Here is a 21,756-nt window from a genome sequence, read left to right on the forward strand (position 1 = left end):
GCACGGCAGTTCAATGTGCCATCAGCGCACGGCTTCCCATGTCGTGACGCGGTCGCCCGTCGCCGGGTCCTTGCCGTCCTTCAGCTGGATGCCCCTCGCCAATAGTTCGGCACGGATCGCGTCGGCGGCGGCGAAGTCGCGGGCCTTCAGCCTTTCCAGCCGCTCCGCGATACGGGCCTCGATCTCGGCGGTCGGGACCGAAGCCGTGCTCGCCTGTACCGAAAGGTCAAGGCCGAGCAGCGCGGCGCTGCCCTTCAGCGCAGCCGGGTCGGAACGGCGGAGGGCATGCAGTTCCGCGATCATCGCCGAACTCGACAAGTCGTCGCACAGCGCCGCGACGAAGGCAGCGCTCGGTTCGCCGGGATCGGCGTCGCCCGCCGCCCTGCGCCAGCCGGCGAGAAGCTCATCCGCCTCCTCCAGCCGCCGCACGGAGAAGTCGATCGGCTCGCGGTAGTGCGTCATCAGCATGGCGAGGCGCAGCACCTCGCCCGGCCAGCGGCGGTCGCCGAAGGTCTCCGCTTCGAGAAGGTCGTGGATGGTGACGAAGTTGCCCTCCGACTTCGACATCTTGCGGCCCTCGACCTGCACGAAGCCGTTGTGCAGCCAGACCTCCGCCATCGCATGCGTACCGTGGGCGCAGCGGGACTGCGCGATCTCGTTCTCATGGTGCGGGAAGATGAGGTCGAGCCCGCCGCCGTGGATGTCGAAGGTCCGCCCGAGATGAGCTTCGGCCATCACCGAGCATTCGATGTGCCAGCCGGGCCGCCCCCTGCCCCACGGACTGTGCCAGCCCGGCTCGCCGGCATCCGACAGCTTCCATAAGACGAAGTCGGCAGGGTTGCGCTTGTGCGCCTCCACCGCGACGCGCGCGCCGGCCTGCTGCTCGTCGAGCCGCCGGCGCGACAGCGCGCCGTAGTCCGGCATGGACGACACGTCGAACAACACCTCGCCGCCCGCCTCGTAGGCATGGCCGCGCCGGATGAGTTCCTCGATCATCGACACCATGTCCGGCCCGCCGTCGCCGCGCGGCGACACGAAGGCGGTGGCGCGCGGCTCGAATGTCGGCGGGAGGCAGCCCAGCGCCTCGGCGTCGCGGGCGAACTGCGCGGCCGTCGGTCCGGTGACGCGCGCGATCGCCTCGTTGAGCGCCAAGCCCGGAAAGTCGCGGGCGGCGCGCGCGTTGATCTTGTCGTCCACGTCCGTGATGTTGCGGGCATAAATGACCTGCGCCTCGCCATAGAGGTGCCGCAGCAGCCGGAACAGCACGTCGAAGACGATCAGCGGACGGGCGTTGCCGATATGGGCGTAGTCGTAGACGGTCGGCCCGCAGACATACATCCGCACCCGCCGGTCGGCCGCATCGATCGCACCGTCGCGCCAATCGAGCGGCCGGAACGCCTCCCGGCTCCGCGTCATCGTGTTCGCCAGGGAGAGGCCCCGGAAGCCGTCGTCCATCATCCGCGCTCCTCGAGCCGGCGCGCCATGCCGGCTGGCGGGGTTTCGTAGTGTCCGGGCGCGGAAAACGCAAACGTCATCACGCAACAATAATTACTGAAATTTAACTGTGTTTGTTAGTAATGTGGCAAGCCGGCAACTTTATCAAGCAGGACGAATCGAATTTCGCCTGTTTATGTTACGTTCAGTTTACGCCGTTAAACTGTCCCAATCCGCGAGTTTTCTGTTCGCGTTCGGCCAGACCCGCATCGAACCTCGGAAGCAACCATGTCGCAGAACGTCATCCAATTCCGCTCGAAGAGCCAGCGAGAGAAGGACGTCGACCTCCTCGCCAAGTACCGTGACATCGGCATCGCGGCGATCGCCGCCGCCAACCAGTCGTTCCGCAAGGCGAAGCCCGTCGTCGAAAAGCGCCGCGTCGCCGCGCATTACGACTGACGTTCGACGCGCCGGCCCTGCCGGCCGTATAGCCTCGGGAGGGCGCGGATCCGAGCGGTCGCGCCTTGTTCTTCCGCCGCCGCAGGCCAGTTAGCCGCCGGCATGATGCGAAGCCCGACCCTCGGCGTATCCGCCTGTCTGTTCCGCGCCGACAGCGTCCTCCTCGTGGAGCGTGCCCGCCCGCCGTTCCAAGGGTTGCTGAGCCTTCCCGGCGGCCGGGTGGAATGGGGCGAGCGGATCGAAACCGCGGTCGCCCGCGAGGTCGAGGAGGAGACCGGTCTCGCGATCCCGCGCTTCGCCTTCTATTGCCTGCATGAAGCGATCGAACCGGACGTTCACGCGGTGATCGCGGTCCATCGCGCGGCTGAGGCCGTCGCGCCCGGCGTCGAACCTGTCGCCGGCGACGATGCGCGCTCCGTGCGCTTCGTCGAGATCGCTGCCCTTCCCGGCCTCGCCGCCGCCGGCCGTCTTACCGCCGGCCTCGCCGAGATCGTCGCCGGCGCGCATCGCGATCACCTGCTCGGACTTTGACGCAGGCGAAAATCCCACGCCGTTGTTGCGCTTATATCGCATTTGCGAACGGATTTCCGCCGCGTTCCGCCACGATCATTGCTTTTGCGTTTACGAAGATGAACAGATCGCGGCGATGAACCGGGTCCGCCAATTTGCCATCGGCAGCCTCGTCGCGGCGCTCGCGCTTGCGGCGACGGTCGGCGCGCCCGCGGCACAGACGGGTGCCAAGTCGCGGAAGGAAGAGGCCGCGAAGGCGCAGGAGGCCCCGCCGCCGCCGGTCAATCCGAGCAACGCGCCGTTCATGAAGCCGCTCGGACGGCTCGCGACGATTCTCGGCTCGGTGAGCTTCCTTCGCCAGCTTTGCGGCGACGAAAATGCCGGCGTGTGGCGGGAGCGGATGAACGATCTCCTGCGCGTGCAGGCGCCGAACGCGGCGGACAAGGAAATTCTGATCGCCAGCTACAACAGCGGCTACCGCTCCTTCGCTTCCGTGTACCGGCGCTGCACGCCGGCGGCGCGCGTCGCGGTCGGTCGCTACCAGGACGAAGGCGCGTCGCTCAGCCGGGACATCGCGACGCGCTATGGAAATTAACGCTCTAGTAACGATCGAGAGAATCCGAGTGAATTCTGCTCGCCCGATCGTGCTAGGACCTTAACGACGCGTGAAGCCGAAAGGCCGAATAAAAGGAAAATTCGATGGTCGATCTGCCGAATGCCGAACTCGACGCGATGATCGAAGCCGAAAAGAAGCAGGTGGCTTTCGAATACCACAACGAGGCCTGGGCCGACGGCATGTCGGACGGGATCGGCACGGACATCCTGGCCGAAACGGCGATCTCGACGGCCCTGGTCGAGCTCGTGCGCCTGCACGGCGAGGACAAGGCCATATCGGTGGTGGACGAACTGCGCCGCCGCCTCGAACACGGCGAGTTCCGCGTGGAGCGCAGCCTGCACTGACGCCGCCAACGCTCGCCCGAGCGCGCGACGGAGACTGATCATGCCCTTTTCCCGACGAATCGCCGTCTACGCCCTCGCCGCATCGGCACTGTTGGCCGGTGCCACGGCGTCGTCCGCCTTCTCCAAGCTCGGCCGCGAGGACGGCAGCCTGCCGACCGAGGACGGCGTGATCGCGACGCCGCTGCCGCCGCTCGCCCAGCCGGGCTCGAAGCAGCCGGAAGCGAAGCCGCAGAACGACGCGGCGAATCCGCGTGCCGACCAGCCCGCTGCCCAGTCCGCACCGGCGAACAGCGATCCGACCACCACCGGCGCGACGTCGGAGCCGCCGCCGGCCGCCGCGACGCCGGACGCGTCGACCCCTCCCACCGCGGCACAGCCCGGCGAAACCGCACCGAGCGAAGACGGCGAGGACGCCGCTCCTGCCGACGAAGGCGCGGAAAAGGGCACCGATCCGGCCGCGTCCCAGCAGGCGACGCCGCAAGAGCCGGTCGGGCCGCCGCCCGACGTCGTCTACGGCGAGGAAGGCCTGCCCGGCCCAGTCCGCGACCTTCGCGCCAAGCTGATCGAGATCGCCAAGTCCGGCGATATCGAAAAGCTCCGCCCCTACATCGAGGCGGGCGACGACGGCACGGTGCTCTCCTTCGGCGGCGTGCAGGGCGACCCGATCGAGTACCTGAAATCATCGTCCGGCGACGGCGAGGGCGTCGAGACGCTGGCGATCCTGCTCGAAGTGCTGGAAGCCGGCCACATCCGCAACGAGCCGAATACCGAGAACGAGATCTACGTCTGGCCCTATTTCTCCGGCCTCGCGATCGACAAGCTGACCAAGCCGCAGAAGGTGGAACTGTTCGAGCTCGTCACCGCCGGCGACTATCAGGAGATGGTGGGCTTCGGCGCCTACAACTTCTACCGCGTTGGCATCTCGCCGGACGGCAAGCTGCAGTTCTTCGTCGCCGGGGACTGAAAGCACCTCGCAATACTTCCGAGCGGAGGGCCGGCGAAGGATTTCCCGTCTCCGCAAGGAGCCGTGCGCAGCCTATGCAGCGCATAGGCGAGCATCGGCGACGTGAAAGACCCGGCGGACCGACCTCGCGAGGTTTTGTGAGGTGCTTTAAGCTCCGGTTTCCGCGAAGCGCACCGCCTCGCCGTTCGACGGCCCGATGATCTCGCCGTCCCACATCACGCGCTCGCCGCGGATCACCGTGCCGACCGGCCACCCGGTGACGGAGAGGCCGTCGTAAGGCGTCCAGCCGGCGCGCGAGCCGATCCACTCGTTCCGGATCGTCTCCTTCCGCTTCAGATCCACCACGGTGAAGTCAGCGTCGTAGCCGACCGCGATCCTGCCCTTCCCCGCGATGCCGAAGAGGCGCTGCGGCCCGGCCGACGTCAGGTCGACGAAGCGCTGCAGCGATAGGCTGCCCTTCGCGACGTGGTCGAGCATCACCGGCACCAGCGTCTGCACGCCGGTCATACCGGAGGGCGAGGCGGGATAGGGCTTCGCCTTCTCCTCCAGCGTGTGCGGCGCGTGGTCCGAACCGAGCACGTCGATGACGCCCTGTTCCACGCCATGCCACACGCCGTCGCGGTGGCGGCGCTCACGCACCGGCGGGTTCATCTGCAGGAGGTTGCCGAGCCGGCCGTAGTCGTCGGCCGTCAGGGTCAGGTGGTGCGGCGTCGCCTCGGCGGTGACGAGCCGCTTGTGGCCTTTCAGGAACTCGATCTCCTCCGCCGTCGAGATGTGGAGGACGTGAATGCGCGCGCCGGTTTCCTCGGCGATCCGCACTAGCCGCCGCGTGCAGGAGAGCGCCGCCTCCTCGTCGCGCCAGACCGGATGCGAGGCGGGATCGCCCTCGACCCGCCGGTCCAGCCGCTCGCGTAAGCGGAACTCGTCCTCGGAGTGGAAGGCGGCGCGCCGGCGCGTACGCATCAGGATTTCGCGCACGCCCTCGTCGTCCTCGACCAGCAGCGAGCCGGTGGACGAGCCCATGAACACCTTGATGCCGGCGGCGCCCGGCAGGCGCTCCAGTTCGGCGACGTCGGACGCGTTCTCGCGCGTGCCGCCGACCCAGAAGGCGAAGTCGCAATGCATGCGGCCCTTCGCGCGCGTCAGCTTGTCGGCGAGCGCCGCCCCGCTCGTCGTCAGCGGGTTGGTGTTCGGCATCTCGAAGACGGCGGTGACGCCGCCGAGGACGGCAGCGCGCGAGCCGGTCTCCAGGTCCTCCTTGTGCTCGGCGCCCGGCTCGCGGAAATGCACCTGGCTGTCGATGACGCCCGGCAGGATGTGCAGGCCGGCGCAGTCGATCTCCTCGCCGGCCGAGTCTCGCGGGATCGAACCGATCGCGGCGATGCGACCATCGCGGATGCCGATGTCGCGCGCCCCTTCCCCGTCGTGGTTGACGACGATGCCGCCGCGGAGCACCCGGTCGAAAGTCTGCGCCATTCCGTCGCCTCGCTTGCCGCCCATCGGGTCGGGGATTACGTAGCCGGTTCCCACAAAGCAAGCGACGCCGCCATGCCCCATGCTCGCCTCGCGGACCGCGCGACGCTCCTCGTCACCGGCGATGCGGCGAGCGACTTCCTGCAAAACCTCGTGACCTCCGATATCGAATCGATCGGGGCGGACGAGGCGCGTCCTTCGGCGCTGCTGACGCCGCAGGGCAAAATCCTGTTCGACTTCCTCGTCAGCCGCGTCGACGGCGGCTTCCGGCTGGATGTCGCGGCGGGCGCGCGCGGCGACCTCGCCAAGCGGCTGACGCTCTACCGGCTGCGGGCGAAGGTCGGGATCGCGCCGAGCGACGAACCGGTCTTCGCGGTCTGGGAAACGGAGCGCTCGCCGGGGTTCATCGCCGACCGGCGGTTTCCGGGAGACGCCGTGTTCCGCGCCTACGAGGGCCTTACCGGTGGCGAGGAGACGGAGGCGGCGGAGTTCGAAGCCTTGCGCATCCGCGCCGGCGTCGCGGAAGCCGAGCGCGACTTCCCGGCGTCCGACGTCTTTCCGCACGACGTGCTGCTCGACCAGAACGGCGGCATCTCGTTCCGCAAGGGCTGCTATGTCGGGCAGGAGGTCGTGTCGCGCATGCAGCATCGCGGCACGGCGCGCCGCCGGCTGATGCTGGCGGAAGCCGAGCGCCACCTGACGCCCGGCGCGGACATTCTCGCCGGCGGCAAATCGATCGGCACGGTGCTGTCCGCCGCCGGCCGGGAGGGCATGGTGATGGTGCGCATCGACCGGCTGGCCGGCGCGCTGAACAGCGGCGGTACGGTCGAAGCCGATGGCGTTCCGGTCGAGCTGACGATTCCGGAATGGGCGGGCTATGCCCTGCCGGACGCAGCGAGCGCCGCGGCGGTGGCGGATTGAGCCGCGCGGTACCGCCCCGCGCCTGGCAGCGCATGCTGTCCGGCCGTCGCCTCGACCTGCTCGACCCCTCGCCGCTCGATATCGAGATCGAGGACATCGCGCACGGCCTCGCGCGCGTCGCCCGCTGGAACGGCCAGACGCGAGGCGACCACGCCTTCTCCGTCGCGCAGCATTCGCTGGTGGTGGAGGCGCTGATCGCGGAAACCGAGGCGGACCCGCGCTGGCGGCTGGCGGCACTGCTCCACGACGCGCCCGAATACGTCATCGGCGACATGATCTCGCCGTTCAAGGCGGTGATGGGCGGCGCCTACAAGGCCGTCGAGAAGCGTCTCCAGACCGCAGTCCACCTGCGCTTCGGCCTGCCGGCGGAACTCCCCGAACGGATCGAGAAGACGATCAAGACCGCCGACCGTCTGTCGGCCTATTTCGAGGCGACGGTGCTGGCGGGCTTCTCCGCCAGGGAGGCGGAAAGCTTCTTCGGCCGTCCATCGCGCCAACCGGGCGACGGCATCGACTTCGAGCCGTGCCCCGCATCCGCGGTCGGCGCGCAATTCATCGCCCGCTTCGAGCAACTGGACGCCGCCTGCCGCGCGCAGGCGACCGCATCGCAAAGGAACCTGCACGCATGACCTACCTCGTGGTGTCGTCCCTCGCCGACCTGCCGGCCACGGTGGAGCAGCACGGCGCGCTGGACGTGCTGACGCTGATCAATGTCGGCACTCCGGTGGAGCGGCCGGCGGTGATCGGCGAGGATCGGCACCTCTTCATCGGCATCAACGACATCGTCGAGCCGACCGAAGGCATGGTCCACCCGGACGCTAGCCATCTCGACCAGTTGCTGGAATTCGGCCACCGCTGGGACCGGAAGACGCCGCTGGCGATCCACTGCTTCGCCGGCATCAGTCGCTCGACGGCGGCGGCCTACATCCTCGCCTGCGCGATCAACCCGGACATGGACGAGCAGCGTCTGGCCGACGAACTCCGCCGCCGCGCGCCGACCGCGACGCCGAACGCTCTCCTGGTGCGGCTCGCCGACGAGAAGCTCGGCCGCGGTGGCCGGATGATCCGCGCGGTCGAAAGCATCGGGCGGGGCGAGGAAGCCTTTTCCGGCACGCCCTTCGTCCTGCCGCTGACGCTGGACGAACCGGTGCCGAGCGATCCGGAGGCGGCGGAAGCCGCGATCAGGCGCGATTCGTAGGCTTAGGCTGGTAGACGTTCTCCTCGCCCGGGAAGCTGCGCTGCCGGACGGCCTCAGCATAGGCGGCGATGGCGGCGTCGGCCGTCTCGCCGAGATTGCCGAAGCGTTTCACGAAGCGCGGCACGCGGGGGCTGAGGCCGAGCATGTCCTCCAGGACGAGGATCTGCCCATCGCAGGCGGCGGAGGCGCCGATGCCGATGGTCGGCACGGCGACGGCCTCGGTTATCTTCTCCGCCAGCGGCTCGACCACGCCCTCCAGCACCACGGCGAAGGCGCCGGCCTCGGCGACGGCGGCGGCGTCGCGCTCGATCCGCTCCCAGTCGGCGCGCTCGCGCCCCTGCGTGCGGAAACCGCCGAAGCTCATCACCGCCTGCGGCGTCAGCCCGACATGGCCGACGACGGGGATGCCTCGCGCGGACAGGAAAGCGACGGTTTCCGCCATCCGCTCGCCGCCTTCGAGCTTCACCGCCGAACAGCCGGTCTCCGCCATGATGCGCGCGGCGTTGCGGAACGCCTCCTCCACGCCGGCCTCGTAGGAGCCGAACGGCATGTCCACCACGACGAGCGCGCGGGCCGAGCCGCGCACCACCGCCTTGCCGTGCAGGATCATCATTTCCAGCGTCGCGCCGAGCGTCGAGTCGAGCCCGTGCTCCACCATCGCCAGGCTGTCGCCGACGAGGATCATGTCGGCATGCGAGTCGACGAGGCGCGCCGTGGTGAAGCTGTAGGAGGTCAGCGCGACGATCGGCTGGCCGCCCTTCCTCGCGCGGATGTCGGGCGCGCTGACGCGCTTGGCTTGGACCTCGGCGCTCATCTCGCGTCCTTTCCGGTTTCCGGGGACGATATAAGCTCGCGCTGGTCGATCAGCAGCACCTTCTCCGCCCGGACGGAAACGAGGATCACAGCCGGCTCGCTGCCGATCGTCTCCAGCGGCTCCAGCGTCCGGCTGCTGCAAAAGTCGACGGCGACCGGTTCCAGCGGCGCCGCCGCGGCGATCCGCGACCGGACGAGCTCGACCAGCTCCGCCGCCGACCGCTCGCCGGCGCGAAATCGCGCTTCCGCCTCGTCGAGCGCCCGGCCGATCGCCGGCGCGGCGGCGCGCGCCTCCGGCGACAGGCGGACGTTGCGCGAGGAGGCGGCGAGGCCGTCGGGCTCCCTGACGGTCGGGACGCCGACGATCTCGACGCGCATCGACAGGTCCCGCACCATGCGGCGGATCACGGCGAGCTGCTGGAAGTCCTTCTCGCCGAAATAGGCGCGCTCCGGCTCGGCGATGTGCAGGAGTTTCGAGACCACGGTCGCGACGCCGCGGAAATGCCCCGGCCGCTGCGCGCCGACCAAGACGCCGGACAGGGACGCGACCTCGACGAACGTGTCCATCGGCTCCGGATACATCTCGGGCAAGCCGGGGGCGAAGACGAAGTCGACGCCGTGCGCCTGGCAAAGCTCTAGGTCGCGGTCGAGATCGCGCGGATAGGTGGCGAAGTCCTCGTTCGGGCCGAACTGCGTCGGATTGACGAAGATCGAGACCACCGTCGCGCCGTTCGCGGCGCGCGAGCGGTCTACCAGCGCCATGTGGCCGTGATGGAGAGCGCCCATCGTCGGCACCAGCCCGATCGCCCGGCCTTCGTAGCGGAGGGGATCGAGGGCGGCGCGCAATTCGCCGATGGTCGCAAGAGTCTGCACGATGCCGGCTGGTTTCGACACGGAAGGTTCCGCTGGGATGCCGGGCGCTTTGCCACTTTTCGCGTCAGGCGTCACGGCAAAAAGCGCACGACGGGCCGCGATGCGCCGAACTCTTTCCCTCCGTCGGACGCTCGGCTAGGAATTCATCCCGCCGCGATCCGAAGGGGATCGGCTGAAAGGGAGTTCCGCATGCGCGTGACCGCAGGTGTCGCAGCCCTGTTCCTCGTCTCCGTCGCGCCCGTCTGGGCGCAAGCGCCCGCGAGCGGACCCGAACCAGCGGCAGCGGGCACGCCGGAAGGCGCGAAGGCGGTGGTGGACGGGCTGGTGCCCTATCTCGGGCGCGCCGCATTCGACACCGGCATCGTGAAGGTCGAGCCGGATCCGGCCGGCTATCGCCTCGCCATCGACGCCCAGCCGGCGATCGATAAGGTGAAGCCGGCCGGCACGGAGTTCCGCATCTCGCCCTATTCCATCGTGATCAGCCGGCGCGACGACGGGAACTGGAACTACTACACCGACTCCAAGCTCGACATGGCCATGAAGGTGACGGTCGCGGGCCGGACGCAGGAAACCACCTACGACATCGGGCCGCAGCGCTTCAAAGGCGTCTTCTCGCCGGAGGTCGCCTCGCTGCTTTCGGGCAGTGGAACGGTCGAAGGGCTCACCATGCGCTCGCTCCAGGACACCGGCGACGTTTCCGCGACCATGGGCCCGATGAGCTTCGACATCACCGGCACGCCGGTCGCCGCAGGGATGCTGGACTTCGCGATGAAGCAGACCGGCAGCGGCTTCACCGAAAGCGTGGCGTTGAAGGAGGAGCCCGGCATGCCGCCGGGCGGCATCAGGTTCGACGTCAAGTCGGGCACGCTCGACGCGACGACGAGCGCCAAGGCGCTCCGTTCCCGCGCCATCGCCGACCTCTACAGCTTCTTCATCTCCCATCCCGAATACTTCACGGCTCCGGGAACGCCGGACCAGCCGAAGCTCGCCGGCAGCCAGGCCGACCTGAAGGGCAAACTGCGCGCGGCGCTGCCGCTCTGGGACAAGCTCCACAGCGGCTACACGCTGGCCGGCATCTCGGTCGATTCGCAATACGCGAAAGCGACGATGGATCGCCTCACCGTGTCGCTCTCGACGGACGGCGTCGCGAAGGCCGGCACGCTGCGCTACGCCTTCGGCTTCGACGGCCTCGGCGTCACCTCGGCGGCGATCCCGGCCTGGGCGGCGACGCTGATGCCGAAATCGATGGCGCTCAACATGCGCGTCGACAATCTCGACCTCCAGACGCCGGCCGAGATCGCGCTGGCCGACCTCGACGTGGGCCGGCCCGAGCCGCTCAGCGCGGACGCGCAGACGCGCATCGGCGTATCCTTCACCGACAACCCGCCCCGCTTCGTGCTGGAGCCGAGCAGCCTCAAGGCGGCGGACCTGCAGCTCGATATGGCCGGCAGCTTCGCCGCCAGCAACGGCAAGCCGGCCGCGACGGTGGACATCACCGCGACCGGCTTCGACACGGCCATCGCGACGCTTCAGACCGCAGCCCAGACGCAGCCGGAGATCAACCAGGTCATCGGCGGCCTGTCCATGGCGAAGGGCTTCGGCAAGCAGTTGCCGGACGGGCGCATCCAATGGGTCGTCGACGCCGCCTCGGACGGCTCGGTGAAGGTGAACGGCTTCCAGGTGAAGGGACCGGAGCCGGTCGTAGCACCGGATCCGGGCGATGGCGGCATGTCGGACGACATGCCGATGGACGATGCGCCGGCCGACCAGGCGCCGACCGACGACAACGCCGTTCCCGACGCGCCGCCGCAGCAGTGACCGACAGGGCCTTCGCGCCCCCCTGACACATCGGCGCGGCGAATGCGGCGCATCAGCGCTTTGCATTTGTCGGCCGAGACGGAAGGGCGCAAAGTGTCGGACCAACCAACGCCTCAGGCCGACCCGCGATGACCGATCGTCCGCATGCCGCCGATGTCGCAGCCCATCCAGCGGCCCTGCCCTTCGCCGCGATCCTGTGCGGCTGCGCTGTGGCGATGCTGACTTTCGGGCCGCGCTCGGCCATCGGATTCTTCCAGCTGCCGATGCTGGCGGAGATCCACGGCGCGACGCGCGCGGACTTCTCCTTCGCCATCGCGATCCAGAACCTCCTCTGGGGCGCCGGCCAACCGCTGTTCGGTGCGATCGCCGATAAGCACGGCACGGCGCGGGTGCTGGTGATCTCCGGGCTGCTCTACGCGCTCGGCCTCGCGCTGCCGGCGCTCTTTCCCTCGACCACGATGCTGACGATCGGGGCCGGCATTCTCGTCGGCCTCGCCGTCGCGGCCGGCTCGTTCGGCATCGTACTGGCCGCCTTCGCGCGGCGCGTGCCGGCGACGCAGCGCTCCTTCGTGTTCGGGCTCGGCACGGCGGCCGGCTCGTTCGGCATGTTCGTGTTCTCGCCGCTCAGCGTCGAGCTGATCGCCCGCTTCGGCTGGGAGAACGCGCTCCTGGTGCTCTCGGGGCTGATGCTCATCGTGCCGCTCCTCGCCTGGCCGCTGCGCGGCGGCCGGCACGGCGCGCCCACGACGAACGAGATCGAGCAGACGATGGGGGCGGCGCTGCGCGAAGCGCTCGGCTCCAGAAGCTACCTGCTGCTCACCAGCGGTTTCTTCGTCTGCGGCTTCCAGGTGGCGTTCATCACGGCGCACTTTCCGGCCTATATCGCCGACCTCGGCATCGCGCCGGGCTGGGCGGCGACGGCGCTGGCGCTGATCGGCTTCTTCAACGTCATCGGCTCGCTCGCCTCCGGCGTCATCGGTCACCGCTGGTCGAAGCCGTACTTCCTGTCGCTGATCTATCTCGGCCGGTCGATCGCGGTCACGATCTTCCTGCTGACCCCCGCGACGCCGTTGACGGTGGTCGTCTTCTCGATCGTGATGGGCTTGCTCTGGCTGTCCACCGTGCCGCCGACGAACGGCCTCGTCGCCATCATGTTCGGCACGCGCCATCTCGGGCTGCTCGGCGGCATCGTGTTCTTCTCGCACCAGATCGGCTCGTTCCTCGGCGTCTGGCTCGGCGGCTATCTCTACGGCCGCAACGGCTCCTACGACGTGGTTTGGTGGCTCGGCGTCGCGCTCGGCCTCTTCGCCGCGCTGGTACACCTGCCGATCCGGGAAGCGCCGGCGGCCCGCCTTCAGCCTGCCAGCGCCTGAGCCAGCGCCGCGATCAACGCCGGCCGGGACGCCGGCTCCTCCGTGCCACGCGGCATCCAGACGTGCCGGGCGAGAAAATAGCCGGTCAGGCGGAAGCCGTCGGCGATCTCGGCTGGCTCGGCCCGCACCGCCGGGTCGCGCAGGAAGGCGGGCAGCGGAAGCATGCGGTCGCGCCAGGGCTCGCCGGCCTCGCGGGACACCGCCCGGCCGGATTTCGGCGAGACGTAGATGAGATCGTCCGTCCGCCTCGTCGCGGCGCAGCTCGCTAGATCGAGCCCGAAGCCGAGTTCCTCCAGCACGGCCGCCTCGAAGCGCAGCACCAGTTCGCCCGCCCGCAGCGGTTCGTCGAAATGATCGAGGATCAGCTCCAGCCCGTCGAACAGGCGCGGATGCGGATCGCGCTCCGGCAGTAAACGAAGATGCGCGGCGAGAAGCTGGATGCCGTGCAGCGCGACTGGGCTTTCCATCAACCGCGCCGCACGCAGTTCCAGCGGCTCGACGGCGAAGGTGCCGAGCTGCTCGTCGAGCCGCGCCCGCCATGTCGCCTCGACGTCGTTGCCGGGCTGCAGTACCGGCTGCAGCTTGCGCGAGCGCCCGCCCCGCACGATGCCGAGATGCCGGCCGCGCGAACGCGTCATCACCTCCGCGATGACGCTCGTCTCGCCGTGGCGGCGCAAGCCGAGAACGATGGCCCGCTCGCGCCACTCCATCAGGTCGAGAAGTCGAGGCCCATCTCGCGATAGCGATCCGGGTCGTCGCCCCAGTTCTCGCGCACCTTCACGAACAGGAACAGGTGCACCTTCTCGTCCGCCGCTTCCGCGATGTCGACGCGGGCCGCCTGCCCGATCGCCTTGATCGTCTCGCCCTTGTGGCCGATGACGATCTTCTTCTGGCTGTCGCGCTCGACATAGATCGTCTGCTCGATCCGGACCGAGCCGTCCGGCTGCTGCTTCCAGAGCTCGGTCTCGACATGGCTCGAATAGGGCAGTTCCTGGTGCAGGCGCAGGAACAGCTTCTCGCGCGTGATCTCGGCCGCGAGTTGGCGGATCGGCAGGTCGGTGATCTGGTCTTCCGGATAGTACCAGGGACCTTCCGGCAGCGTCTCGGCGAGCCACTTCATCAGGTCGGCACAGCCGGAGCCGGTGAGCGCCGAGATCATGAAGACGCGCTCGAATTCGACGCCGCGCTCGGTCAGGTCCTTGGCGAGGCCGAGCAGCTTCTCGCGCTCGATGCGGTCGACCTTATTGAGGAGCAACGCGGCACGGCCGCCCCCCTCCTTCAGCCGTTCGACGATCGCCTCGACGTCCTCCGAGACGCCGCGCTCGGCGTCGACGATGAAGAGCACGATGTCGGCGTCCTTCGCGCCGCTCCAGGCGGTGCGCACCATAGCGCGGTCGAGCCGGCGGCGCGGCTTGAACACGCCCGGCGCGTCGACGAAGACGATCTGCGTCCGGTTCTCGATGGCGATGCCGCGCACCAGCGCCCGCGTCGTCTGGACCTTGTGCGTGACGATCGAGACCTTCGTGCCGACGAGCCGGTTCACCAGCGTCGACTTGCCGGCGTTCGGTGCGCCGAGCAGCGCCGCGAAGCCGGAGCGCGTCGCCTGTCCGTCTGCCACCGTCGTCGTCTCGCTCACGCCTGTTCTTCCTTCCATACGCCCTCGCGCTTGAGAACGCTTGTCGCCGCTTCCTGTTCGGCGAGCCGGCGCGAGCGTCCCTTGCCCTCGCCCGGCTTCACGCCGTCGATCACGGTGCGGACGGTGAAGACGGGATCGTGGTCCGGCCCGGTGCGCTCGACGATCTCGTAGCGCGGCGGCACGGTGGAGCGCGTGTGCACCCATTCCTGCAGCGCCGTCTTCGGATCGCGCCGCGCGCTCGCCGCGCCGCGCAGCCGCTCGCCCCAGGCGCCGAGGATGAAGCCGCGCACCTCCTCCAGCCCGTTGCCCAGGTAGATCGCCGCGATCAGCGCCTCCACCACGTCGGCGCGGATGTTGCGGGTGTTCTCGGCCGAGACGTTCTTCAGCTCGCCCCCGTGCCGGATGAAGTCCCAGAGGCCGAGCTGGTCGGCGATCTCAGCACAGGCGTCGGCGCTGACCAGCGAGTTCAGTTTCAGCGAGAGGTCGCCCTCGTTCGCCTGCGGAAACAGGGCGAACAGCCGCTCGGAGATGACGAGGCCGAGCACCCGGTCGCCGAGGAACTCCAGCCGCTCGTAGTTCGCCGCGCGCCGCGCGCTCGCATGGCTGGAATGGGTCAGCGCGCGCTCGACGCGCTCGCGGTCGGCCAGCTTCAGGTCGATCCGCCGCTCCAGTTCCTCCAGCGACTTCGTGCGGCTCAGCTTAGCCATGTGAAGAAGCGGCCGAGGCGCAGGTCCGTCGGCCAGCGCCAGAATTCCAGCGGCGAGTTGCCGCCGCCGACCGAGAAGAACAGGATCTGCGCCTTGCCGACGAAGTTCTCGGCGGGCACGTAGCCGACGTCGAAGCGGCTATCCAGCGAGTTGTCGCGGTTGTCGCCCATCATGAAGTAATGGCCGGCCGGCACGACGAACTCGCGGGTGTTGTCGCCGGACGAGTTCGGGGAAAGGTCGAGCGTGACGTAGCTGACGCCGTTCGGCAGCGTTTCCTTGAACTGCTGCACCTTCGCGCCGTTCTCGTCGGTGAACTCGCCCGCCGGCTCGCGCGGCACGGCGGCGTCGTTGATGTAGAGCACGCCGTCGCGCACCTGGATCTTGTCGCCCGGCAGGCCGATCACGCGCTTGATGTAGTCGGTCTCCTCCTCGTGGGGCTTGCGGAACACCACGATGTCGCCGCGCTCCGCCGTCCAATCGCCGGGCGCGCGGCCCTCGAACGGCAGGTAGCCGATATACGGCGGCAGCGAAGGGAAGGAGTATTTCGAGAAGCCGTAGCTCCATTTCGACACGAACAGGTAGTCGCCCTGCAGGAGCGTCGGCATCATCGAGCCGGAGGGGATGGAGAACGGCTGGAACAGGAAGGTGCGGATCACCAGCGCCAGCAGCAGCGCCTGCACGACGACCTTGATCGTCTCGCCGATCCCGCCGCTCGTCTTGGTTTCGGCCTGATCGACCATGCGTGATGCCTCGGATTGTCGCTGCCGCGGCGCACGCGGCAGCGCTTAGTAACGGTTCGGAAGAAGTCGGGCAATCGCGCTATCGCGGCCAGGGCCGGTCAGACAACCCGCTCGGGTCGGCCCGGCGGTGCTTTTCCGCCGTCGCGGCGTTGCCGGGCATCGCCGATGCCGCCGGCATCGACTGCGTCCGGCGCCTTGCGAACGACGAAAAATCCCTCGTCGCCCCTCCGCCGGCGACTTGCCTGACCGGCCCTAGACCGCCTCGATCACCACGAAGGCCTGCGCCAGGGGATGATCGTCGGTGATGGTGAGATGGATGCGCGGTTCCATGCCCGCCGGCACGATCATCCGCAACCGCTCCAGCGCGCCGCCGGTGAGCCGCATGGTCGGCGCGCCGCTGGGCAGGTTTACGACGCCCATGTCGCGCCAGAACACGCCGTGCGAAAGGCCGGTGCCGAGCGCCTTGGCGCAGGCCTCCTTCGCGGCGAAGCGCTTGGCGTAGGAGGCGGCGCGCTCTCTGCGCCGGTCCGACTTCCGCTGCTCGATCTCGGTGAACACGCGCGCCGTGAAGCGCGCGCCGTGGCGCTCCAGCGTCCGCTCGATCCGGCGGATATCGATGAGGTCCGAGCCGATGCCGACGATCATCGAGCGCCCTGCGGCGTTGCGAGGGTCGTGCGCCGGCTGGCGGCGATGCGCCGGGCGCGGTGCCGCTGGAAGGAACGCGCCGCGACGTAGACGAGCCCGTAGGTCACAAGTGCGAAGCCGAGGCCGAGCGGCACCGAGCCGATCAGCATCGGCTTGATGATCGGCTGCCAGATGTCGGAAAGCTCGGCGTGGGTGAGCGCGTGGGCAAGACCGGCCGGCGCGCCGGTGGTGTTCCCGGACCCCAGCATCCACCGCCCCATCTCGTAGGTCGAGGCCCAGATCGGCCCGAAGGTCAGCGGGTTGCCGGCGCCGCAGCCGATCGCCGCCGCCGCCATGTTGCCGGCGATGAGGTAGGCGATGGCGAAGGCGATCAGGAAATGGAAGCCGACGAAGGGCGTGAAGGTGGAGAACATGCCGGCTGCGACGCCGGCCGCGATCGCGTGCGGCGTCGCGTTCAGCCGCAGCACGCGTTTGCCGAGATAGCGCAGCGAGCGCTTCCACGACCGCCGCGGCCAGAGCCAGATGCGGACCCGCTCCCTCCACGTCGGCTTCACGCGGCGCTTAAACAGCATTCACACCCGCCAGACCCTTGCCTTCGGCTTCGATATAGTCGCCGAGCCGGTCCTTCAGATAGGGAACCGCCTCGTCGTCGCCGAGGAAAATCCCCGGCTCGGCCAGACGCCATTCCTCCCCCTCGTCGCCGAAGCGGATCGCACTCGACGCAGCCGCCGGCAGCCGTCCGGCAAGGAACCACGCGCGCGACGACGGCACCGTGACGCTCGGATAGGCGCGCGCCCAGACGACATGCGCCGGCTCGATCCGCAGGGCGAACTCCTCGATGAGTTCGCGCGCGGCGCATGCGAACGGCGTCTCGTCGCCCTCCCGGCCACCGCCGGCCAGATCCCAGCAACCCGGATGCGGAATGCCGGGCTTCCGGTCGCGCCGATAGATCAGGAGTTCCGACCCGATGAACAGCGCGAGCTTCGCCCCGACGAAATCGTGCGCCGTCGCGATGGCGCGTCGCCAGTCGGCTGCGGCTGCGGTCGGCGCGTCGTTCATCGGCTTCCGGGTTCGGGACTACAGCCCCCGGCTACCGGGCTTCACCGGCGGAATTGCGGCGAGTTCCGGCGGCAGGGCATCCGCCGGGTAGGCCGGCACCTCGTATTCGGCGAGGGCCACCAGCGGCACGCCGACATCGGCCTTGCCGGCGGAGCGGTCGATGATGCAGGCCGCCGCTAGCACCTCGGCGCCGAGCGCGCGCAGGCAGGCGACGGTCTCGCGGATCGACAGGCCGGTGGTCACGATATCCTCCACCACGACCACCCGCGCGCCGGGCTGGAGTTCGAAACGGCGCAGGCGGAACTCGCCGCCTTCCCGCTCGACCCAGACGGCCGGCACCTTCAGGTGCCGCGAGGTCTCGTAGGCCGGGATGATGCCGCCGACCGCCGGCCCGACGAGTGTCTCTATCGGCCCCGCGACCTTCTCCGAAATGCGTTCCGCCAGCGCCCGGCACAGCTTCTCGGTGAGGTCGGCATGCATGAAGACGCGCGCCTTCTGCAGGAAGACCGGGCTGCGCAGGCCCGAGGTCAGGATGAAATGCCCTTCGAGATAGCCGCCCGCCTGCCGGAAGATCTCGATCACCTCGTCGCGGTTCATTCCCGACCTTCCGTTTACCCGTTCATTCGCTGCGCCTGCGAGACGCAGGGTTTGCTTCGAAGCTGGTTCAGGGTGCGCGTCAGGTGCGCCAGATCCCAGACCTCGAGATCGATCATCATCGCCGTGATGTCCGGCGCCGGCTTCACCATGGAAAGGTTGTGTATGTTAGCGTCGTTGGCGGCGATCGTCTCCGCCACCTCGGCCAGCGTGCCGGGCTCGTTCGTCACCGAGACCTGGATGCGGGCCGGGAAGCGCGCGCCCGAGTCGACGTCGAGATCCCAGCGCACGTCCACCCAGCGTTCCGGCCGGTCGTCGAACGCCGCCAGCGCCGGCGACTGGATCGGGTAGATCGTGATCCCCTTCCCCGGCTCCATGATCCCGACGATCCGGTCGCCCGGCACCGCGCCGTCCGGCCCGAACCGCACCGGCGTGTCGACGCCGGCGCCCCGGATCGGCAGCGAGCGGCCGGCCTTTTCGGCCTCGGCGATGGTCGGGATGCGGAAGATCATGCCCTGCGCCGAATGGAGGTGGAACCAGCCGTCCTCGGCGTCGCGCGGCACCGGCTTCGTCACGCGGCTGTCCTGGAAGTCCGGGTGGACGGCGCGCAGCACGTCGGCGGTCGAGACCTCGCCGCGCCCGACGGCGGCCAGCGCCTCCTCGACGTCCTTGTGGCCGATCTTCGCGAGATAAGGCTTCAGCGCGTCGCGCGAGAAGGTCTTGCCGGAGCGCTGGAACGAGCGCGTCAGCATCTGCTGACCGAGCCCGGCATATTGCCGGCGGATGGCGATGCGCGTGGCCTTGCGGATGGCGGCGCGCGCCTTGCCGGTGACGGCGACCGTTTCCCAGGCCGAGGGCGGCGCCGCGCCCTTCGAGCGGACGATCTCGACCTCGTCGCCGTTCTGCAGCTCGGTCGCGATCGGCATCATCCGCCCGTCGATCTTCGCGCCGACGCAGGTGTCGCCGACATCGGTGTGGACGGCGTAGGCGAAGTCGATCGGCGTCGCGCCGCGCGGCAGCGCGATCAGCCGCCCCTTCGGCGTGAAGCAGAAGACCTGGTCCTGAAAGAGTTCGAGCTTGGTATGCTCCAGGAACTCTTCCGGATTGTCGCCCTCGGCGAGCTGCTCGATCGTGCGGCGCAGCCAGGCATAGGCGTTGCTCTCCTTCGAGAGCACGGTCTTGCCGTCCGAGCCGACGCGCACCGGCACGCCGTCCTTGTAGATCGTGTGGGCGGCGACGCCGAGCTCGGCGATCTGGTGCATGTCGCGGGTGCGGATCTGCAGCTCGACGCGCTGGTGCGACGGGCCGACGATCGTCGTGTGCAGCGAGCGATAGTCGTTCTGCTTCGGGGTCGAGATGTAGTCCTTGAACCGGCCCGGCACCATCGGCCAGGTGCGATGGACGATGCCGAGCGTCCGGTAGCAGTCGTCCTCGCTGGCGACGATGACGCGGAAGCCGAAGATGTCGGAAAGCTGCTCCAGCGACAGGGCTTTCCGCTGCATCTTCGAGAACACCGAATAGGGCTTCTTCTGCCGGCCCTTCACGCCGGCCTCGATGCCCATCTCGCGCAGCCGCTCGGTGAGATCGGTCTCGATCTTCGCGATGGTCGGGGCATGCTTCTCGCGCAGTTCCGCCAGCCGCTCCGTCACGGTGGCGTAGGCGTCGGCGTTCACGTAGCGGAAGGCGAGGTCCTCCAGCTCGTCGCGCATGTCCTGCATGCCCATGCGCCCGGCGAGCGGCGCGTAGATGTCCATCGTCTCCTGCGCGATGGCGAGGCGCTTCTCGGGCCGCATGTGCTGGAGCGTGCGCATGTTGTGCAGGCGGTCGGCGAGCTTGACGAGGAGCACCCGCACGTCGGCCGCGATGGCGAGAAGCAGCTTGCGAAGGTTCTCCGCCTGCTCGGCTTTCTTCGACACGAGGTCGAGCCGCTTCAGCTTCGTCAGCCCTTCGACGAGCTGGCCGATGCGGTCGCCGAAATGCTGGTCGATCTCTTTCCGCGTCGCGTCCGTGTCCTCGATCGTGTCGTGGAGCAGCGCCGTCGCGATGGTCGCCTCGTCGAGGCGCATGTTGGTGAGGATCGCCGCGACTTCCAGCGGATGCGAGAAGTACGGGTCGCCGTTCACGCGCGTCTGCGCGCCGTGCTTCTGCATGGCGTAGACGTAGGCCCGGTTCAGCAGAGCCTCGTCGACGTCGGGCTTGTAGCTCGCCACCCGCTCGACGAGCTCGTACTGTCGCATCATGCCAGGGTCGGCCGATCACCAAAGAAGAAGGGCGCCCGGCAAATCACCGGACGCCCCGCCAATATAAGAATCCCGGGCTTCGAACGGGAAGCCCGAAAGACGCACCAATCAGTAGTCGTCGTTCTTTTCCGGCGCGACGAGGCCTTCGATGCCGGCGAGAAGCTCGTCCTCGCTCATCCGGTCGAAGGCGATGTTGTCGTCGTCGTCCGCGGCGCCCGCCGCCGCCGGGGTGGCGGCGTCCTCGGCGATCGCCGGCTGCGGCTGGCTCGGCGCTTCCGGCTCGTCGACCTCGACATGCTTCTGCAGCGAGTGGATCAGGTCTTCCTTCAGGTCGCCCGGCGTCAGCTTCTCGTCGGCGATCTCGCGCAGTGCCACGACGGGGTTCTTGTCGTTGTCGCGGTCCACCACGATCGGCTGGCCCTGCGCGATCTGCCGGGCGCGATGGCTGGCGAGGAGCACGAGCTCGAAGCGGTTCTCGATCTTGTCGACGCAATCCTCGACGGTGACGCGGGCCATCCCTGTCTCCAAAATACTTGCAATACGGGGTTCTGAGGCGACGACATAACCTCTTGACGCCGGCCATACAAGAGCGAGGCGCGGGCGCGAGTGTTGGCTTCGCCGGTCCGAGCCCTTATGTCTCGGGAGACCCGGACTCGCGACAGCGACGCGGGTTGTTTCAGTCGCCATTGCAAGGCGGACGCGCCCGTCGCCCGCTCACGAAGGATTTTCATCGATGTTCGACCCCCGCGAGAAGATCGCCCTCTTCATCGACGGCGCCAACCTCTACGCCACGTCCCGGAACCTCGCCTTCGACATCGACTACAAGAAGCTTCTGACCGCCTTCCAGAAGCGCGGCTACCTCCTGCGCGCCTACTACTACACGGCGCTGGTCGAGGATCAGGAGTACTCCTCCATCCGCCCGCTGATCGACTGGCTGGACTACAACGGCTACCGGGTCGTGACGAAGCCGGCCAAGGAGTTCACCGACGCCGCCGGTCGCCGGAAGATCAAGGGCAACATGGACATCGAGCTGGCGGTCGACGCGATGGAGCTGATCGAGACCGTCGACCACTTCGTGATCTTCTCCGGCGACGGCGACTTCCGCTCGCTGGTGGAGGCGCTGCAGCGCCGGGGCCGCAAGGTCTCCGTCGTCTCGACGCTGACCACGCAGCCGCCGATGGTCGCGGACGACCTTCGCCGCCAGGCCGATCACTTCATCGACCTCGCCTCGCTGAAGGCCGAGGTCGGCCGCAGCCAGGCCGAGCGCGACGCCCGCCTCGCGCGCCGCATGGAGCCGGCTCCGGAACCGGAGGGCGACGACGGCTACTGAGGCCGCCGC

General features: G+C 68.7%; 25 protein-coding genes. 11 read left to right on the forward strand and 14 right to left on the reverse strand.

Annotated features, from left to right (window positions below; translation table 11 throughout):
- Window positions 1-21: 21 nt before the first annotated feature.
- Complete coding sequence (gene cysS, locus F6X38_RS09920) at window positions 22-1,455, reverse strand: cysteine--tRNA ligase (RefSeq protein ID WP_150969570.1); 1,434 nt, start codon at window positions 1,453-1,455, stop codon at window positions 22-24.
- 267 nt (window positions 1,456-1,722) lie between these two features.
- Here cysS and F6X38_RS23360 point away from each other — a divergent pair, with 267 nt between their 5' ends.
- The 5 genes from F6X38_RS23360 (at window position 1,723) to F6X38_RS09940 (ending at window position 4,327) form a co-directional block, all read left to right on the forward strand.
- Window positions 1,723-1,893, forward strand: coding sequence for a hypothetical protein (locus tag F6X38_RS23360; RefSeq protein WP_161992697.1), 171 nt, complete (start codon window positions 1,723-1,725; stop codon window positions 1,891-1,893).
- 105 nt (window positions 1,894-1,998) lie between these two features.
- Window positions 1,999-2,424: an NUDIX domain-containing protein gene (locus tag F6X38_RS09925; protein WP_246191287.1), complete on the forward strand. Its 426-nt coding sequence runs from the start codon at window positions 1,999-2,001 to the stop codon at window positions 2,422-2,424.
- Between the two features lie 115 nt (window positions 2,425-2,539).
- Entirely contained in the window at window positions 2,540-2,998 is a 459-nt protein-coding gene (locus tag F6X38_RS24105; RefSeq protein WP_281353058.1) for a TIGR02301 family protein, read from the forward strand.
- A gap of 104 nt (window positions 2,999-3,102) precedes the next feature.
- Window positions 3,103-3,363, forward strand: coding sequence for a hypothetical protein (locus F6X38_RS09935; RefSeq protein ID WP_150969573.1), 261 nt, complete (start codon window positions 3,103-3,105; stop codon window positions 3,361-3,363).
- Between the two features lie 40 nt (window positions 3,364-3,403).
- Window positions 3,404-4,327: a hypothetical protein gene (locus F6X38_RS09940; RefSeq protein WP_150969574.1), complete on the forward strand. Its 924-nt coding sequence runs from the start codon at window positions 3,404-3,406 to the stop codon at window positions 4,325-4,327.
- 147 nt (window positions 4,328-4,474) lie between these two features.
- Here the strand turns inward: F6X38_RS09940 and F6X38_RS09945 are convergent, their stop codons facing one another.
- Window positions 4,475-5,827: a dihydroorotase gene (locus tag F6X38_RS09945; protein ID WP_425482846.1), complete on the reverse strand. Its 1,353-nt coding sequence runs from the start codon at window positions 5,825-5,827 to the stop codon at window positions 4,475-4,477.
- A gap of 48 nt (window positions 5,828-5,875) precedes the next feature.
- Between F6X38_RS09945 and ygfZ the strand changes: the two genes are divergently transcribed.
- Genes ygfZ through F6X38_RS09960 form a run of 3 tightly spaced genes read left to right on the forward strand, consistent with a single transcriptional unit; the run spans window position 5,876 to window position 7,919 of the window.
- Window positions 5,876-6,721, forward strand: coding sequence for a CAF17-like 4Fe-4S cluster assembly/insertion protein YgfZ (gene ygfZ / locus F6X38_RS09950; protein WP_150969576.1), 846 nt, complete (start codon window positions 5,876-5,878; stop codon window positions 6,719-6,721).
- Window positions 6,722-6,753: 32 nt separating this feature from the next.
- Window positions 6,754-7,350, forward strand: a complete 597-nt coding sequence (locus F6X38_RS09955; protein ID WP_150969603.1) for a YfbR-like 5'-deoxynucleotidase — start codon at window positions 6,754-6,756, stop codon at window positions 7,348-7,350.
- Window positions 7,347-7,919, forward strand: a complete 573-nt coding sequence (locus F6X38_RS09960; protein ID WP_150969577.1) for a tyrosine phosphatase family protein — start codon at window positions 7,347-7,349, stop codon at window positions 7,917-7,919. Before F6X38_RS09955 ends, F6X38_RS09960 begins: the two co-directional genes overlap by 4 nt.
- Here the strand turns inward: F6X38_RS09960 and panB are convergent.
- Together panB and panC are read right to left on the reverse strand one after the other, a co-directional pair.
- Window positions 7,903-8,733, reverse strand: a complete 831-nt coding sequence (gene panB, locus F6X38_RS09965) for a 3-methyl-2-oxobutanoate hydroxymethyltransferase (protein WP_150969578.1) — start codon at window positions 8,731-8,733, stop codon at window positions 7,903-7,905. The two genes, F6X38_RS09960 and panB, sit on opposite strands and share 17 nt — an antisense overlap.
- A complete protein-coding gene (panC, locus tag F6X38_RS09970; RefSeq protein ID WP_150969604.1) occupies window positions 8,730-9,605 on the reverse strand; it encodes a pantoate--beta-alanine ligase in 876 nt (291 codons plus the stop codon). The genes panB and panC overlap by 4 nt, the downstream gene beginning before the upstream one ends.
- Before the next feature lie 189 nt (window positions 9,606-9,794).
- Between panC and F6X38_RS09975 the strand changes: the two genes are divergently transcribed.
- Together F6X38_RS09975 and F6X38_RS09980 are read left to right on the forward strand one after the other, a co-directional pair.
- A complete protein-coding gene (locus F6X38_RS09975; protein WP_150969579.1) occupies window positions 9,795-11,423 on the forward strand; it encodes a DUF2125 domain-containing protein in 1,629 nt (542 codons plus the stop codon).
- A gap of 128 nt (window positions 11,424-11,551) precedes the next feature.
- Window positions 11,552-12,796: an MFS transporter gene (locus F6X38_RS09980; protein ID WP_150969580.1), complete on the forward strand. Its 1,245-nt coding sequence runs from the start codon at window positions 11,552-11,554 to the stop codon at window positions 12,794-12,796.
- Here the strand turns inward: F6X38_RS09980 and recO are convergent.
- From recO to rpoZ, 10 genes are all read right to left on the reverse strand, one after another.
- Window positions 12,778-13,506 carry a DNA repair protein RecO gene (gene recO / locus F6X38_RS09985; protein ID WP_150969581.1) on the reverse strand — a complete coding sequence of 243 codons (729 nt, stop codon included), beginning with the start codon at window positions 13,504-13,506 and terminating at the stop codon, window positions 12,778-12,780. The two genes, F6X38_RS09980 and recO, sit on opposite strands and share 19 nt — an antisense overlap.
- The gene (gene era / locus F6X38_RS09990; protein ID WP_150969582.1) at window positions 13,506-14,450 is read right to left on the reverse strand and encodes a GTPase Era; all 945 of its coding nucleotides are present in this window, start codon (window positions 14,448-14,450) and stop codon (window positions 13,506-13,508) included. The genes recO and era overlap by 1 nt, the downstream gene beginning before the upstream one ends.
- On the reverse strand, window positions 14,429-15,139 hold the full coding sequence (rnc, locus tag F6X38_RS09995) for a ribonuclease III (RefSeq protein WP_150969583.1): 711 nt from the start codon (window positions 15,137-15,139) through the stop codon (window positions 14,429-14,431). The genes era and rnc overlap by 22 nt, the downstream gene beginning before the upstream one ends.
- On the reverse strand, window positions 15,127-15,879 hold the full coding sequence (gene lepB / locus F6X38_RS10000) for a signal peptidase I (protein ID WP_150969584.1): 753 nt from the start codon (window positions 15,877-15,879) through the stop codon (window positions 15,127-15,129). The genes rnc and lepB overlap by 13 nt, the downstream gene beginning before the upstream one ends.
- A gap of 252 nt (window positions 15,880-16,131) precedes the next feature.
- Complete coding sequence (gene acpS, locus F6X38_RS10005; protein ID WP_150969585.1) at window positions 16,132-16,524, reverse strand: holo-ACP synthase; 393 nt, start codon at window positions 16,522-16,524, stop codon at window positions 16,132-16,134.
- Window positions 16,521-17,096 carry a DUF2062 domain-containing protein gene (locus F6X38_RS10010; protein WP_150969586.1) on the reverse strand — a complete coding sequence of 192 codons (576 nt, stop codon included), beginning with the start codon at window positions 17,094-17,096 and terminating at the stop codon, window positions 16,521-16,523. Before F6X38_RS10010 ends, acpS begins: the two co-directional genes overlap by 4 nt.
- Complete coding sequence (locus F6X38_RS10015) at window positions 17,086-17,583, reverse strand: NUDIX hydrolase (protein WP_150969587.1); 498 nt, start codon at window positions 17,581-17,583, stop codon at window positions 17,086-17,088. Before F6X38_RS10015 ends, F6X38_RS10010 begins: the two co-directional genes overlap by 11 nt.
- 18 nt (window positions 17,584-17,601) lie before the next feature.
- Window positions 17,602-18,180 carry an orotate phosphoribosyltransferase gene (pyrE, locus tag F6X38_RS10020; protein ID WP_150969588.1) on the reverse strand — a complete coding sequence of 193 codons (579 nt, stop codon included), beginning with the start codon at window positions 18,178-18,180 and terminating at the stop codon, window positions 17,602-17,604.
- A gap of 14 nt (window positions 18,181-18,194) precedes the next feature.
- Window positions 18,195-20,417, reverse strand: coding sequence for a RelA/SpoT family protein (locus F6X38_RS10025; RefSeq protein WP_150969589.1), 2,223 nt, complete (start codon window positions 20,415-20,417; stop codon window positions 18,195-18,197).
- 108 nt (window positions 20,418-20,525) lie between these two features.
- Window positions 20,526-20,933: a DNA-directed RNA polymerase subunit omega gene (gene rpoZ, locus F6X38_RS10030; RefSeq protein WP_150969590.1), complete on the reverse strand. Its 408-nt coding sequence runs from the start codon at window positions 20,931-20,933 to the stop codon at window positions 20,526-20,528.
- Window positions 20,934-21,150: 217 nt separating this feature from the next.
- Here rpoZ and F6X38_RS10035 point away from each other — a divergent pair, with 217 nt between their 5' ends.
- Complete coding sequence (locus tag F6X38_RS10035; protein ID WP_150969591.1) at window positions 21,151-21,747, forward strand: LabA-like NYN domain-containing protein; 597 nt, start codon at window positions 21,151-21,153, stop codon at window positions 21,745-21,747.
- The last annotated feature ends 9 nt before the right edge of the window (window positions 21,748-21,756 follow it).

The organism is Plantimonas leprariae, from assembly GCF_008802405.1.
In the GTDB taxonomy this organism is placed as follows: Bacteria; Pseudomonadota; Alphaproteobacteria; order Rhizobiales; family Rhizobiaceae; genus Plantimonas; species Plantimonas leprariae.